This window comes from Thetidibacter halocola (assembly GCF_018224955.1).
Taxonomy (GTDB): domain Bacteria; phylum Pseudomonadota; class Alphaproteobacteria; order Rhodobacterales; family Rhodobacteraceae; genus Thetidibacter; species Thetidibacter halocola.
Map to the genome: position 1 here is coordinate 1 of NZ_JAGTUU010000012.1, position 13,827 is coordinate 13,827.

Consider the following 13,827-nt stretch of genomic DNA (forward strand, 5'->3'; position numbering starts at 1 on the left):
AACCAACCAATCTTCCGATCCGTCCGTCGCCGCCCCGCTGGCGCCCCGTCGTGCGCCTCAGCGCCGCCGGTGAGGGGCTATTTACGGTTCACTCCAAACACCCGCAAGTGCTTTTTACAGGGAGGCGCAAAAAATCTTGCAAATCACTGATTTTCATTGGTTTATTTGCCCATATTTTTGGCGTTTGGCCGCCGCCTGCCGGGTCGGACACGGCCAGGGCGGCGACTCAACCCGGTGTTTGGCCCCCAAATCGCCCATCATCGGGTGATTTGCGCCGCTGAATCGGCCCTCTGTGCCCTCTCAACCTCGGACTTTAGCCCCGGAATCAGGTGCTGCCTGTCTGCCGAGTCAGGACGGAGATCAGGGCCGGACCATCCTGTGCGGTCGAGAGCCAGATCAGATAGGGGCGCGCGCCGACCACGATCCCGCCGAGATCCGGGCCCAGCCCGGCGAAGCGCGCCGGGACCGCCGTGGCCATGGCCAGCGCCTCGGCCACGCCCAGCCCCACGTCTTGTGTCATCACGTCCAGCGCCCGGGTCATGTCGAGGTCGGCCCCGGCCAGCGTACCGTCGGCCAGCCGCAACGCGCCTCCCTGCCGGAACACTGTGCGTCCGTTCAGGGTGAACCCGTCATCCTGCGTTCCCGCGGGGGCCATCGCATCGGTGACGAGGAAGATTCGCCCCGCCCCCCGCTTGGCCGCAAGCGCGACCCGGATCGCCGCCGGGTGGACATGGATGCCGTCGGCGATCAGCCCGGCGGACAGCCCCCCGCAATCGAGCGCCGCGCCGACCAGTCCCGGCGCACGGCTGCCCAACTGGCTCATGGCGTTGAAGATGTGGGTCACGCCGCGCGCGCCTGCCGCCGCATAGGCCATGGCTGTCTCATGGTCGGTGTCGCTGTGCCCCAGCATGACGATCACCCCTGCCGCCGCCAGGGATGCCACCTGTTCGAGGGTCACGCTTTCGGGCGCGAGCGTCACCATCAGCACGGGCAGGCGCCGCGCGGCCTCGCAAAGCTGCGCGTGGTCAGCTGCCTCCATCCGGCGGATCAGGGACGGGTCATGCGCCCCCTTGCGCGCCAGCGACAGATGCGGCCCTTCGAGGTGCAGCCCGGCGATCCCTGGAACGCCCTGCCCGACCGCGGCGATGCAGGCGGCGATGGCCGAAGCCGTCACCTCGGGCCGGTCGGTAATCAGCGTGGGCAGGATCGCCGCGCTGCCGAGCGCCCGGTGCGCCGCCGCGATCCGCGTCAGCCCCGCGACGGTCGGAACGTCATTGAACTGGACGCCACCGCCGCCATTGACCTGGAGGTCGACATAACCCGGCGACAGGATATCGCCTTGCAGGTCCACGACCTGCGCGCCCTTTGGCGTCTGGCCTTCCGGACCCAGCGCGGTGACGGCACCATCGGTCAGGCACAGCGACCATCCCTCGTGCAGCGCCTCACCGTCAAAGATGCGTCCGCCACGGAACACCGTCACACCCATCTATCCCTCCCCCGCCAGATCCCGCGCCAAGGCCAGCGCCCCGTCCAGCGCGCTGCCTTTTGGCGGCGTCAGCGCCGCCGTCATCTCGGCCGGCAGGAAGGGGGGATAGGCCGGGGCCACGCCGCCCGTCAGGCAAAGCATTTCTCCATCCCGCCACCCGAGCGCGCGCAACGTGCGGGCAACATGCGCGGCACCCTCCTCCAGCACGGAACAGGCCAGCGCATCCCCCTGCCCCGCCGCCTCGATGACCAGTGGCGCCAGGGCTGCCATCTCGGCCGTCGGCGACCGCGCAGCAAAGGCAACGATCCCGGTCGCGCCGCCGCATCGCGCCAGCAATCCGCCGGCCAGGTCGGTCTGTTCGGCCAGCCCATCCACCGCATCCAGTGTCCGCGACAGAGCCCGGCGTGCGATCCAGTAGCCCGACGCCTCGTCCCCAAGCCGCGCCCCCCAGCCACCGCACAGCCGGATCCGCCCATCCGCCTGCCGTGCCAAGAAAGAACCAGTGCCTAGCGCGGCCAGCGCGCCGTCGGCCGCGCCCAGCGCCCCCCGGACGGTGGAGCGACGGTCATCCTCGACCACCGCGCGCCGAAGGGGCAGCGCGCCACGCACCCGGTCGGCGATGCGCGCATCGATCACCCCGGCGAGGCCGAGATAGGCGGGCATGTCAGACAGCGCCGCCAGCGGCAGACCCGCCTGCGTCGACAGCCGCGCAAGACCGTCGTTCAGCACGGCCAGCGCAGCGTCGAAATCGGAAAACACATTGGCCGGACCCAGCGTCACCGCGATCCTCCCGGCCCCGCGCTCCAGCGCAAGGCGGCAGCGCGTGCCCCCGCCATCGACGGCCAGCACCGCGTCAACCATCGTTGCGCCTTGGCCCGTAGCTGGCAAAGGCCACCAGCGCCTCGTCGATCTGGGCGCGGTTCAAGAGGTGCGGGGCGCCGCCGATGGCACTGAACAGGTAGGTGCGCGCCAGCGTCTCGAGTTCCTCCATCCGCCACAGCGCACGGTCCAGGCTCTCGCCAAGAACGGTCGCGCCGTGGTTCGCCATCAGGCAGCCATGCCGCTCGGCCATCGCCGCCGCGACGTTGGTCGCCAGTTCCTCGCCGCCGAACAGGGAATAGGGCACCAGCGGAACATCATGCCCGCCAAAGGCCGCGATCATGTAATGCACCGCCGGAATCGCCCGCCGCTGAACCGCCAAGACACTGCAATACGGTGGATGCGCGTGGACAACCGCCATCATGTCGGGTCGCGCCGCCAGCAGCCGCTGGTGAAAGCGCCATTCGCTCGACGGGCGCAACCCGATAGGCGGGTCGCGGTCCAGCGGCATGAACACGATCATGTCCGGCGTCATCGTCTCATAGGGGATGCCCGATGGCGTGATCAGCATGCCGTCGGGCACCCGGACAGACACATTGCCCGCCGTGCCCTGGTTGATGCCCCGCGCGTTGAGCCACAGGCAGGCGTCGATGATCGACTGGCGCAGGGCGGCCGTGTCATTTGGCACCGTCATCCCACCTCCCGTGCCATCTCGGGAAACAGCGCCGCCAGCCCCTCAGGTGTGGCGGGGCAGATGCCGCGCTCGGTAATAAGGCCGGTGACAAGGCGATTGGGCGTCACGTCAAAGGCGGGGTTACCGCCCGGCGTCCCATCGGGCGTGACCTGCACGGTGGCGATGCCGCCGCCCTCGCCCCGCCCCTGGATATGGGTCGTCTCGCGGGCAGAGCGCTCCTCGATCGGGATCTCATCCACGCCGTTCTCGACCGTCCAGTCGATGGTCGGAGAGGGCAGCGCCACGTAGAAGGGCACGCCGTTGTCGCGCGCGGCCAATGCTTTCAGGTAAGTGCCGATCTTGTTGCAGACATCGCCGCGCCGCGTGGTGCGGTCGGTGCCGGTGATGACCATGTCGACGAGGCCATGCTGCATCAGGTGCCCGCCAGCATTGTCGGTGATGTAGGTGTGCGGCACGCCGTGGCTGCCAAGTTCCCAGGCTGTCAGCGCGCCCTGATTGCGCGGGCGCGTCTCGTCCACCCAGACATGCAGCGGGATGCCCTCATCATGCGCCTGGTACATCGGACTTGTTGCGGTGCCCCAGTCGACCGTGGCGATCCAGCCGGCGTTGCAGTGGGTCAGCAGGCGCACGGGCTCTCCGGCCGGCTTCCGCGCGGCGATCTCGCGGATCAGGGTCAGGCCGTGTTCGCCGATCCTGCGGTTGATCTCGACATCCTCGTCGGCGATGGCATGGGCCAGCGCCAGCGACGCCGCCGCCCGGTTCGCCTCTGGCAAAGGGCGCAGGGCGGTGCGGCAGCGATCCAGCGCCCAGCGCAGGTTGATCGCCGTGGGCCGGGTGCGGTTCAGGACATCCCGGGCGGTATCCATGCTGGCGTCCGAGGGATCATCGGCCATCGCCCGCGCCATGCCATAGGCCGCCGTCGCCCCGATCAGCGGCGCGCCCCGCACCCGCATCTCGACGATGGCATCGGAGAAATCCGCCAGCGTGCGCACGGGCTGGATGCGCAAGTCATGCGGCAACCAGCGCTGGTCGATGATCTCCAGCACGGCTTCGCCCGCGTTCCACCACAGCGACCGGTAGTGCTGGCCCTCGATCTTCATGGCGTGCCTCCCTTGCGGTTGAAAGGACCATGGCACGCACCCCGAACTGCCGCAAGCAGGGCACCGAACGGTGCAAGGAAACCCTCAGCAACACCCGCCCCAGCTGACGGGAAATGCTGCGAATCGCACCCCGCCCGGTTCCCGTGGCGCCGGGCACCGGCTAGACATGGGGCAGACACCCAGGGGACAGGAGACACCCGATGGCCTTTCAGCTTGCCGCCTGCGCCGAGATGCTCTGGCAAGACAGACCCATCGCCTGGCGCGCCGCCCGCCTGCACGAGATGGGGTTCGGCGTGGGCCTGTGGAACTGGCCCGCCTGGGACCTTGAGGCGCTGGAGAGGACCGGCGCGACCTTCACCATCATGAACGGCTACCTGCACGGCCGGCTGGCCGATACCGAGGGCGCCGACCTACTGCTGGCATCGGCCCGGGAGACAGCCCAGGTGGGCAAGCGATTGAGCGTGCACCGGCTGAACCTGCATGGCACCGGGCTGGGCGACATGGGCCTGCCGATCCAGCAGTCGGCGCATGTGGCGCCCGGCATGTGGCTGCGGGCGCGCGACACGCTGCACCGCATCTGCGACATGGCCGAGGAAGAGGGCGTGACCTTCACGCTGGAAAACCTCAACCTGCGCGAACACCCGGGCTGCCCGTTCAACTCGACCGCCGACGTGCTGTCGCTGGTTGCCGCCGTCGACCGCCCGCAGCTGCGCATCAACCTCGACCTCTATCACACGCAGATCGGCGAGGGCGACGTGATCCGCTGGGCCGAGGCCTGCCTGCCCTGGATCGGCGAGATCCAGGTCGCCGACAACCCGGGCCGGTTCGAGCCGGGCACCGGAGAGATGAACTGGCCGGTGATTGCCCGTGCGCTGGCCGACATGGGCTATGATGGCCCGGTCGGACTGGAGGCCTATGCCCGCGACACGCCCGAGGCCGCGCTCGAGGCGTTCCGCGCGGCCTTTACCCTGTAGCTAGGGCAGTTGGGCCGGTCGGAACGCATCCTCCCACAGGCCGAACAGGCGGCGGCGGGCATGGCCGTCCAGCGCCACCAGCAGCGGCGGCGCCAGGGCGATGGCCCGCGGCGCACTGGGCAACAGCCCGGTTTCGGCACCGTCGCGCGGCAGCAGCAGGCCGATCCGCTCGAGAATGCGCTGCGCCTCGTCCGACAACAGGAAATCCAGCAGGCGGCGCGCGGCCTCGGGATGGGCCGCGCCGCGCGGGATCATGTAACTGCGCGACAGGACCAGCGTGTAATCCTCGGGCAGGATGATCCCCACCGCCTGCGACTGGCGGTTCGCCACGTATGAGCCAAGCACGTTGTAGGCGATCAGGAAGCGACCCTCGGCCACGCCCTCGATGATCTCGGCCGAACAGCAGGTGGCGACCGCGCCCACCCGTGCGAAGGCTTCCAGCATCGCGCCAAAGGTCGTCGCCTCGAGACTGTCGGCATGGGCAAAAAGATAGCCCAGCCCAGAGGCCGCGATGTCATAGGTGGCGATGCGTCCGCGCAGAAGGTCGGGATCGGCCCGCATCAGGTCGAGCAGGGCAAACCTGTCATGCGGCACGTCCTGACCGGCAAAGGCGGCGGTGTTGTAGACGATGGCTGCCGGTTCCTCGGTGATGCCCCACAATTCGTCGCGCCAGCGCCGCGTCGGCGGCAGCGCCCCGGTCGCGGCCGAGACATGGGATTGCGCGCAGGCGGCGTTGACCAGCCAGACCATCTGGTGCGCGGCCGAGGAAAACACCGCGTCCGCAGGCGCGCGCCGCCCGTCGCAGGCGGCGCGGCTGTCGTCGAACAGGTCGTTCGAACCCCATTGCTCATAGGATACCGACAGGTCCGGGTTGCGCTCCACGAAGCGCTCGATCACCGGCGCGATGATGGCGATATCCGTGGTCGAGCGCAGAACCATCCGCGTGGCCCCCGCGCCGAAACTCGCCACCGCCTCCTGCGCGGGGGCGGCTCCGGGCAACAGTGCGATCAGGGCCAGTGCAAGGCGCAGAGCCATCGCCCTCATTCCCTGTCCTCCATAGGATCGGAGGGCAGGACCAGCGCGGCGCGGAAACCCTCTGCCTCGCGCGTCATCTCGACCCGTCCGCCAAAAGCGGCGGCGACCGCGTGCACGATCGACAGCCCCAGCCCGCTGCCATCCTCGCCCGAGGTGGCGCTGCGCTCGAACCGCTGGCCGAGGCGCTCTGCCATCGCCGGATCAGGGCCGGGCCCGGTATCCTGTACCCACAGCACGGCAGAGTCGCCTTGCCGGGAAACGCCGATCACCACGGGAGGCAGGCCGTGCTTCAGCGCGTTGACCATCAGGTTGCGTGCCGCCTCGCCCACGGAAAAGGCATCGGCATGCACGATCACCGGCGCCTCGCCCAGGTCCAGCCGCACCTCGGCCCCCGGCGCGATCAGGTCGTGGTCGCGCCGCTCGACCAGATCCAGCGCGGTCTCGCGCAGGTCGAAGGCCACGCGCGGCGCGCTGTCGGTGCGGTGGATCACCAGCGCCCGCGACAGAAGCTGGTCCAGCAGCGCCCCCAACGACCGGGTGCGCCCCAGCAGGCGGCCCAGCGCCCGGTCGCGCGCCTGCGGGTCGGGTTCCTCGAGGATCGTCTCGGCCTGCGCGCGGATTGCCGCGACCGGCGTGCGCAACTGGTGCGCGCTGTCGGAAATCAGCGTCCGCGTCGCGCTCATCTGCCGGTCGAGCCGCTGCATGAACCGGTTCATCGCCAACTGCACAAGCGCCAGTTCGCGTGGCAGGCCGCCGGTCGCCATCGGCGTCAGGTCGCGGGGGTCGCGGCGCGACAGGTCCTCGGCCAGCGCACCCAGCGGCCGCACGGCCGACCGGATCGCCAGCCATGCCATGACCACCAGCGCCACCCCGGCAAGCGCCATAGGCACCAGCGCGTCCAGCATCAGCCCCAGCGCCATCGCCCGGCGCGCGCGAAGGGTCTGGCCCACCACCACCGTCACGTCACCCGAGAACTCGCGCTCGGCAAAGCGGCGAGTGACCTGCACGAACCGCGCGGGTTCGCCTTGCAAGGCGCCGTCGAAATGCGCCGGGCGCGGGTCGGGTGGCGCGATCGGCGTCGCATCCAGCCCGGTGACGAAACGCCCGCCCGGCCCGCGCACGGCATAATGCACCCGGTCGTCGGGGGCCTGCGACAGCAGTTCGAAGGCAGACACTGGCAGATCGACAAAGGGCTCGCCGTTCTGGATGCGGATCGACTCGGCGATGTCGCTGGCTGCGCCCAGCAGGATGCGGTCATAGGCCTGCCGCGCCGCCTGCCGCCCGTTCATCCAGGTCGAGACCGACACCAGCACCCCGCCCAGCAGCAGGATCAGCAGCACCGCCGACAGCACCCGGCCGGCCATGCTGTGCGGGCGGGGAGCGGCGCGCTCAGCCATCCAGCGCGATCCGGTATCCAACGCCGCGCTGCGTGGTGATCGAGACCGGGCTGTCCGCCAGCTTCTTCCGCAGGCGGGCGACATAGAGCTCGATCGCGTTCACCCCCACATCCGCGTCGTCGAAGCCATAGAGCGAATCGTAAAGCCGCGTCTTGTTCAGGTACTGCCCTTCATGGCGCAGCAGCAGTTCCAGCAGCGCCGCCTCGCGCGGGGTCAGGTCCAGCCGGCGGTCGTCCAGCGTCGCGCTGCGCTCGGCGGGCGAGAAGGCCAGCGGCCCCAGAACGATCCGGTCGCCCTTCTGCGCCGCCTCGCGCCGCACCAGCGCGCGCAAACGCGCCTCCAGTTCGCGCTGATCGAACGGTTTCACCAGGTAGTCGTCGGCGCCGAGATCCAGCGCGCCCACCCGGTCCTCGACCGAGATCAGCGCCGTCAGCATCAGCACCGGCGTCCGGTCGCCCGCGGCGCGCATGTCGCGCAGCAGGCTGCGCCCCGAGCCGTCCGGCAGATTGATGTCGAGAACCAGCGCATCGTATTTCTGCACCGCGCGGAAATCCTGCGCCGCCTGAAGGCTGCCCGCCAGGTCGCAGACGATTCCCGCCCGCGCCAGCCGCGCGGCGACGGTTTCGGCCAGATCGGCCGCGTCCTCGACCATCAGAACGCGCATCTCTCCCCCCGCGCCGGCCCGCCCCGCCCGTCCTGTCCTGTGCCTGACAGGTTCATGACAGCTTGGGTCTGTATGCCTCCAGCCTAACCCGCAAGGAGGAGGGCCGCCAGCGCGGCCGAACATGCGGGGAAAAGGTCACGGGTCAGCGGTCTGGCTGCCCGCAAGACAATAAGGAGGAAGACCATGATTCTCACCGCAACCCGCGGCGCGCTTGTCGCCGCCATCCTGGGCGTTTCGGCGCTGACCGCCAGCGCGCAGGGCTTTACCCCGGAAAACCCCGAATGCATCGCCCCGGCCAATCCCGGCGGCGGCTGGGACTTTACCTGCCGGCAGGTGGGCAAGTCGCTCCAGGACCTCGGGCTGATCGAAAAGACCATGCAGGTCGTGAACCTCGCCGGTGGCGGCGGTGGTGTCGCCTATGCCGAGGTGGTGAACAAGCGTAACGACAGCAACGACCTAGTCGTGGCCGCCAGTTCCGCCACCGCGACTCGCCTCGCGCAAGGCGCCTATCCGGGCAACACGATGGGCCAGGTTCGCTGGCTGGCCTCTGTCGGCGCCGATTACGGCGTGATCGCCGTGTCCAAGGACAGCGCCATTGACACGCTGCCCGCGCTGCTGGACCAGATCAAGGCCGACCCGACCAGCATCTCGATCGCCGGCGGCTCCGCAGTGGGCGGCTGGGACCATCTCAAGGTGCTGATCGCCGCCAATGCCTATGGCATTGATGACGTGCGCTCGGTGAAATACATCGCCTTCGACGGCGGCGGCGAGGCTGTGACACAGCTGCTGGCCGGCTCGGTCCAGGCCTTCACCGGCGACATTTCCGAGGCCAAGGGCTTTGTCGACAGCGGCGACATCAAGGTGATCGCGGTTCTGGCGCCCGAGCGCCTGGGCGGCGAGTTCGCCGAGATGCCCACCGCCCGCGAACAGGGCGTGGACGCGATCGGCGCCAACTGGCGCGGCTTCTACGCGCCGGGCGGCATGTCGGACGAGGCCTATGCAGCCTGGGTCGAAAAGATCGGCGCGCTGTATGCGTCGGATGAGTGGAAAGCCGTGATGGAGGCCAACGGCCTGGCACCGCTGGACCTGCAAGGCGAGGCGTTCCAGCAGTTCGTGGCCGACTCGGTCGCTCAGATCGAGTCGATCTCGAAAGAGATCGGCATCATCAAGTAAGCGCATCCCGCGCCGGGCCGGGTGCCGCCAACGCGCGGCGCCCGGTTTCCGCCCCCTCCCCCCTCAAAGACCCAAAGAAGGAGATCCGCCGTGAGCGATCGCATCTTCGGGCTTTTCGGCATCCTCCTCGCCATCGGGTTCGCGCTGTCCGCGCTGGCCATCGAGGAAAGCTTTCTCTCCGATGCCGTCGGCCCAAAGGCCTTTCCGCTGATCATCGCCGCCGTGCTGGGCCTGTCCTCGGCCGTGATCGCGCTACGCCCCGATCCCGAGCCGCACTGGCCTGCCCTCGCGCGTCTGGCCGAACTCGCCGCCGCCGCCGTGGTGATGATCCTCTACGCCCAGTTCCTGCCAGAGGCGGGATTCGTCGCGGCCACCGCGGTCGCCGCCGGATACCTGGCCTGGCGGCTGGGTTCGAAACCGCTCGAGGCGGTGCTGACCGGCATCGGCACCTCGGTCGGCATCTACGCCATCTTTCACCTGGTTCTGGGCCTGTCGCTGGCCCGCGGCCCCTGGGGCTTCTGAGGGGCTGACATGGAAACCTTTGCAAATCTCGCCGACGGCTTTGCCATCGCGCTGACCTGGCAGAACCTCGGCCTCGCGCTGCTGGGCTGCTTCCTGGGCACGGTGATGGGCGCCCTGCCCGGCCTCGGCCCGTCGAACGGCGTGGCGATCCTGATCCCGCTGGCCTTTACCCTGGGCCTGGGGGCCACCCCCTCGCTGATCCTGCTGACCAGCGTCTATTATGGCGCGATGTATGGCGGGCGCATCAGTTCGATCCTGCTGAACATCCCCGGCGACGAACCGGCCATGATGACCTGTCTCGACGGCCATCCCATGGCGCAGAAGGGCCTTGCCGGCGAGGCGCTGAGCCTTTCGGGCATTGCGTCTTTTATTGGCGCCTTCCTGGCGACCTGGGGACTGATCCTGCTGGCGCCGCAACTGGTCAAGATCGCGCTGCTGTTCGGCCCGGCCGAGTATTTCGCACTCTTCGCGCTGGCCTTCATGACGCTGGGCGGCGTGTCCTCGACCAACCAGGCAAAATCGGCCTTTGCAGCGGCGCTGGGCCTGGGCCTCGCCATGGTCGGCGTCGACAGCCAGACCGGCGTGCCGCGCTTCACCTTCGGTGAGGTGCACCTGTATGACGGGCTGGATTTCCTCGTGGCCATCGTCGGTCTCTTCGCGCTGTCCGAGGTGTTCATCTTCCTGGAGACCCGCCACGGCGGGTCGGACGCACAAGGCCGCAAGATGGAGATCGGCCGCCTGTATCCGCCGATGTCGATGGTGAAACAGTGTATGCCGACGATGCTGCGCACCTCGTTCCTCGGCTTCCTCGCGGGCGTGCTGCCCGGCGCGGGCGCATCGCTGGGATCGTTCATCTCCTACTCGATGGAAAAGCGGCTGGTCGACAAGGAGGGCAAGACCTTCGGCAAGGGCGACCCGCGCGGCGTGGCCGCGCCCGAGGCGGGCAACAACGCCGCCGCCGGTGGCGCGCTGGTGCCGATGCTGGCGCTGGGCGTGCCGGGTTCAGGCACCACAGCGGTCCTTCTGGCGGTGCTTCTGGCGCTGAACATCACGCCGGGGCCGCTGCTGTTCACGCAGAATCCGGACGTGGTCTGGGGCCTTATCGCGGCGCTGTTCATCGCCAACTTCATGCTGCTGGCGATGAACATCCCGATGGTGGGATTGTTCACGCGCCTGCTGCTGATCCCGCCGCGAATCCTGATGCCCATCGTGGCGATGGTCAGCTTTGTCGGGATCTACGGCATCTCGGGGTCGAGTTTCGACCTGATGGTGATGATCGGCTTCGGGATCATGGGCTGGGGCCTGCGCAAGATGGATGTGCCGCTGGTGCCGATCATCCTGGGCACGCTGCTGGGCAACTCGATGGAGAACAACCTGCGCCGCGCCATTACCATCGACAACGGCAACTGGGGCACGCTGATCGACAGCCCGCTGTCGCTGACGTTGTGGGCGGTGGCCATCATCGGCTTCATCCTGCCGCTGGTGTTCGGCCGCCGGGTCAAGGCGCAGATGCACGAGCGGCGCGACGAGGAAGGTTCCATCAGCGACTGACACGCGACCACGCCGAAACGGAAAAGGGCCACCCGCGGCGCGCGCTGCGGGTGGCCCCTGCGTGCTAGGCGTTGCGCCTTACATCTTCGGCGCGTTCGGGAAGAACAGTTGCTGGCCGTCGATGGCAAAGCCCGCGATGGCCGCCTGCCCCGCCCCGGACACCAGCCAGTCGGCAAAGGTCTGCGCCGCCTCGGCCTTTACGCTGGGGCATTTCGCCGGGTTCACCGGGATCACGCCATACTGGTTGAACAGGTCCTCATCGCCCTGCACCTGCACGGTGTAATCCTGCTTGTTGCCAAAGCTGATCCAGGTGGCGCGGTCGGTCAGCACATAGGCCCCCATGCCGATGCCGGCGTTCAGCGTGGCGCCCATGCCCGAACCCGTTTCGCGATACCAGTCGCCCGACCCGGTCTTGGGGTCGATGCCGGCGGCGTTCCACAGCGAGACCTCTTTCTTGTGCGTGCCGGAATCGTCCCCGCGCGACGCAAAGGGCGCGCCGGACTTGGCGATCTTGTCGAGCGCGGCCTCGACATCGGTCATGCCGGCGACACCCGCCGGATCGGCCGCCGGGCCGACGACGACGAAATCGTTGTACATCAGGTCGGTCCGGATCGTGCCGAACCCCGCCGCCACGAACTTTTCCTCGGCGGGCTTGGCATGGACCAGCAGCACGTCTCCGTCGCAATTCTCGGCATTCTTGATCGCCTGCCCGGTTCCGACCGCCACCACGTTCACGGTGATACCGGTCTCGGCGGTGAAGATCGGCAGCAGGTAGTCGTAAAGGCCGGAATTGGCGGTCGATGTGGTCGATTGCACCAGGATCGATTGATCCTGCGCCCAGGCACCGCCCGCAAGGCCCAGCGCCAGCGCGAGGCCGGACAGGGTGTGTTTCATCATTGATCTCCCATTGTCATTGTCAGACGACCAACTGGCCGTCGAGGAACCGCCGCGCCGCCTCTGTCCGGGGCTGGCGGAAGAAGTCACGCGCGGGGCCATGCTCGGCCACGCGCCCGCGATGCAGGAACACCACGTCATCGGCCAGGCGCCGCGCCTGCCCGATGTCATGGGTGACGAAGATCACCCGTGTGCCCCCCTCGCGCGCCCGCGCCACGATCCGCTCGATCGCCTGTACCGAAGCGGGGTCGAGGCTGGCGGTCGGCTCGTCGAGGAACAGGATTTCGGGATCGGTGGCCAGCGCACGAGCCAGGGCCAGCCGTTGCGCCTCGCCGCCCGACAGGTGCCGGGCGGGTTGCGCGGCCTTGTGCGCAAGACCCACGTGATCCAGCAGGGCCGAGACGCGGCTGCGGTCCAACCCCCGCGCGCGCAGCACGAAATCGACGTTCGCGGCCACCGACCGCCGCAGCAGAACCGGTTTCTGGAACACCAGCGCCTGCCGCGCCCGCACCGCCTGCGGCGCGTGGCCGTTCCAGTCGATCGTGCCGGCGCTGGGCGCGGTCAGCCCGTGCAGCAGCTTCAGCAGCTGGCTCTTGCCCGCGCCATTGGGCCCCATGACCATCGTGCAGCCGCCGGCGCCAAGATCCAGGTCCACCCCGTCCAGGATGACCGCCCCGCCCAGCCGCAGCCCCACGCCGCGCAACCGCAGCGGCAGGATCGGCACGGCGACAGCCCGTGCGGTTGCCAGGGATGCCGGCAGGGGGCGCGCCTCAGACATAGGCCTGCCTCACAGCACTCATGCGCAGCGCCTGCACGCCGGCGTTCACGCCCAGCGCGATCACCAGCAGGACGATCCCCAGGGCCAAAGCCAACGCCAGTTCGCCGCGCGAGGTTTCCAGCGCGATGGCGGTGGTCATGACCCGCGTCAGATGGTCGATGTTGCCGCCCACGATCATCACCGCGCCGACCTCGGCCACCGCCCGGCCAAAGCCCGCCAGACCCACTGTCAGCAGCGAATAGCGGCCGTCCCACAGCAGCGCGCGCACGATCTGTCGGCGCGTCAGGCAGAAGGACCGGAACTGCTCGGCATATTCGCCGTGCAGATCCTCCAGCACCTGCCGCGACAGCGCCGCGACGATGGGCGCGATCAGGATCGTCTGCGCAATGATCATCGCCGTTGGCGTATAGAGCAGCCCGAGAAAGCCCAGCGGCCCCGAGCGCGAGAGGTGCAGGTAGACCAGCAGACCCACGACGACCGGCGGCAGGCCCATCAGCGCGTTCATCACGACCAGCACCGCGCCCCGCCCCGGGAAACGGGCAATGGCCACCAGCGCGCCCAGCGGCAAGCCGATCAGACAGGACAGCAGGGTCGCCGTCAGGCTGACCTGAAGCGACAGGGCGACGATCTCGAACAGGTCGGCGTCGCCCGACAGAACCAGCGCGAAGGCCAGCGAGAAGGCTTCTGCGATGTTCTGCAAAATTTCCCGATCTCTGCAAAATTCCCGTAGCACGGACAGT

14 protein-coding genes are annotated in these 13,827 nt (G+C 68.8%); 4 read left to right on the forward strand and 10 right to left on the reverse strand.

The window, feature by feature from the left end; all coding sequences use genetic code 11:
* Nucleotides 1-325: 325 nt before the first annotated feature.
* From nagA to mtnA, 4 genes are read right to left on the reverse strand one after another with little or no spacing between them, the layout of a single operon-like run.
* Entirely contained in the window at nucleotides 326-1,486 is a 1,161-nt protein-coding gene (gene nagA, locus KB874_RS21945; RefSeq protein ID WP_212538712.1) for an N-acetylglucosamine-6-phosphate deacetylase, read from the reverse strand.
* Nucleotides 1,487-2,347: a glucosamine kinase nucleotide-binding domain-containing protein gene (locus KB874_RS21950; protein WP_212538713.1), complete on the reverse strand. Its 861-nt coding sequence runs from the start codon at nucleotides 2,345-2,347 to the stop codon at nucleotides 1,487-1,489.
* Nucleotides 2,340-2,999 carry a class II aldolase/adducin family protein gene (locus KB874_RS21955; RefSeq protein WP_212538714.1) on the reverse strand — a complete coding sequence of 220 codons (660 nt, stop codon included), beginning with the start codon at nucleotides 2,997-2,999 and terminating at the stop codon, nucleotides 2,340-2,342. Before KB874_RS21955 ends, KB874_RS21950 begins: the two co-directional genes overlap by 8 nt.
* Nucleotides 2,996-4,099 (reverse strand): S-methyl-5-thioribose-1-phosphate isomerase, encoded by a 1,104-nt coding sequence (gene mtnA / locus KB874_RS21960; RefSeq protein WP_212538715.1) that lies wholly within the window; start codon nucleotides 4,097-4,099, stop codon nucleotides 2,996-2,998. Before mtnA ends, KB874_RS21955 begins: the two co-directional genes overlap by 4 nt.
* A gap of 200 nt (nucleotides 4,100-4,299) precedes the next feature.
* On the opposite strand from mtnA, the gene KB874_RS21965 reads away from it, so the two are divergent.
* Entirely contained in the window at nucleotides 4,300-5,073 is a 774-nt protein-coding gene (locus KB874_RS21965) for a TIM barrel protein (protein WP_212538716.1), read from the forward strand.
* Here KB874_RS21965 and KB874_RS21970 read toward each other — a convergent pair whose 3' ends face one another.
* Genes KB874_RS21970 through KB874_RS21980 form a run of 3 tightly spaced genes read right to left on the reverse strand, consistent with a single transcriptional unit; the run spans nucleotide 5,074 to nucleotide 8,169 of the window.
* Nucleotides 5,074-6,117, reverse strand: coding sequence for an ABC transporter substrate-binding protein (locus KB874_RS21970; protein ID WP_212538717.1), 1,044 nt, complete (start codon nucleotides 6,115-6,117; stop codon nucleotides 5,074-5,076).
* Nucleotides 6,114-7,505 (reverse strand): sensor histidine kinase, encoded by a 1,392-nt coding sequence (locus tag KB874_RS21975; RefSeq protein ID WP_212538718.1) that lies wholly within the window; start codon nucleotides 7,503-7,505, stop codon nucleotides 6,114-6,116. The genes KB874_RS21970 and KB874_RS21975 overlap by 4 nt, the downstream gene beginning before the upstream one ends.
* Nucleotides 7,498-8,169, reverse strand: a complete 672-nt coding sequence (locus KB874_RS21980; RefSeq protein WP_212538719.1) for a response regulator transcription factor — start codon at nucleotides 8,167-8,169, stop codon at nucleotides 7,498-7,500. Before KB874_RS21980 ends, KB874_RS21975 begins: the two co-directional genes overlap by 8 nt.
* A 183-nt stretch (nucleotides 8,170-8,352) precedes the next feature.
* Between KB874_RS21980 and KB874_RS21985 the strand changes: the two genes are divergently transcribed.
* From KB874_RS21985 to KB874_RS21995, 3 genes are all read left to right on the forward strand, one after another.
* Complete coding sequence (locus tag KB874_RS21985) at nucleotides 8,353-9,342, forward strand: Bug family tripartite tricarboxylate transporter substrate binding protein (protein ID WP_212538720.1); 990 nt, start codon at nucleotides 8,353-8,355, stop codon at nucleotides 9,340-9,342.
* Between the two features lie 90 nt (nucleotides 9,343-9,432).
* Nucleotides 9,433-9,864, forward strand: a complete 432-nt coding sequence (locus KB874_RS21990; RefSeq protein ID WP_212538721.1) for a tripartite tricarboxylate transporter TctB family protein — start codon at nucleotides 9,433-9,435, stop codon at nucleotides 9,862-9,864.
* A gap of 9 nt (nucleotides 9,865-9,873) precedes the next feature.
* Nucleotides 9,874-11,415 (forward strand): tripartite tricarboxylate transporter permease, encoded by a 1,542-nt coding sequence (locus tag KB874_RS21995; RefSeq protein WP_212538722.1) that lies wholly within the window; start codon nucleotides 9,874-9,876, stop codon nucleotides 11,413-11,415.
* A 78-nt stretch (nucleotides 11,416-11,493) separates the two neighbouring features.
* Here KB874_RS21995 and KB874_RS22000 read toward each other — a convergent pair whose 3' ends face one another.
* The 3 genes from KB874_RS22000 to KB874_RS22010 are packed head-to-tail and all read right to left on the reverse strand — an operon-like array spanning nucleotide 11,494 to nucleotide 13,787.
* Nucleotides 11,494-12,309: an ABC transporter substrate-binding protein gene (locus KB874_RS22000; RefSeq protein ID WP_428849256.1), complete on the reverse strand. Its 816-nt coding sequence runs from the start codon at nucleotides 12,307-12,309 to the stop codon at nucleotides 11,494-11,496.
* A gap of 22 nt (nucleotides 12,310-12,331) precedes the next feature.
* Nucleotides 12,332-13,087, reverse strand: coding sequence for an ATP-binding cassette domain-containing protein (locus KB874_RS22005; RefSeq protein WP_212538724.1), 756 nt, complete (start codon nucleotides 13,085-13,087; stop codon nucleotides 12,332-12,334).
* Nucleotides 13,080-13,787 (reverse strand): ABC transporter permease, encoded by a 708-nt coding sequence (locus tag KB874_RS22010; RefSeq protein WP_212538725.1) that lies wholly within the window; start codon nucleotides 13,785-13,787, stop codon nucleotides 13,080-13,082. The genes KB874_RS22005 and KB874_RS22010 overlap by 8 nt, the downstream gene beginning before the upstream one ends.
* Nucleotides 13,788-13,827: the final 40 nt, after the last annotated feature.

Coding starts and splice junctions, on each gene's coding strand:
- KB874_RS21980 (WP_212538719.1), bottom strand. CDS start 8,169: ATGCGCGTTCTGATGGTCGAGGACGCGGCCGATCTGGCCGAAACCGTC.
- KB874_RS21955 (WP_212538714.1), bottom strand. CDS start 2,999: ATGACGGTGCCAAATGACACGGCCGCCCTGCGCCAGTCGATCATCGAC.
- nagA (WP_212538712.1), bottom strand. CDS start 1,486: ATGGGTGTGACGGTGTTCCGTGGCGGACGCATCTTTGACGGTGAGGCG.
- KB874_RS22005 (WP_212538724.1), bottom strand. CDS start 13,087: ATGTCTGAGGCGCGCCCCCTGCCGGCATCCCTGGCAACCGCACGGGCT.
- mtnA (WP_212538715.1), bottom strand. CDS start 4,099: ATGAAGATCGAGGGCCAGCACTACCGGTCGCTGTGGTGGAACGCGGGC.
- KB874_RS21975 (WP_212538718.1), bottom strand. CDS start 7,505: ATGGCTGAGCGCGCCGCTCCCCGCCCGCACAGCATGGCCGGCCGGGTG.
- KB874_RS21950 (WP_212538713.1), bottom strand. CDS start 2,347: ATGGTTGACGCGGTGCTGGCCGTCGATGGCGGGGGCACGCGCTGCCGC.
- KB874_RS21965 (WP_212538716.1), top strand. CDS start 4,300: ATGGCCTTTCAGCTTGCCGCCTGCGCCGAGATGCTCTGGCAAGACAGA.
- KB874_RS21995 (WP_212538722.1), top strand. CDS start 9,874: ATGGAAACCTTTGCAAATCTCGCCGACGGCTTTGCCATCGCGCTGACC.
- KB874_RS22000 (WP_428849256.1), bottom strand. CDS start 12,309: ATGAAACACACCCTGTCCGGCCTCGCGCTGGCGCTGGGCCTTGCGGGC.
- KB874_RS21985 (WP_212538720.1), top strand. CDS start 8,353: ATGATTCTCACCGCAACCCGCGGCGCGCTTGTCGCCGCCATCCTGGGC.
- KB874_RS21970 (WP_212538717.1), bottom strand. CDS start 6,117: ATGAGGGCGATGGCTCTGCGCCTTGCACTGGCCCTGATCGCACTGTTG.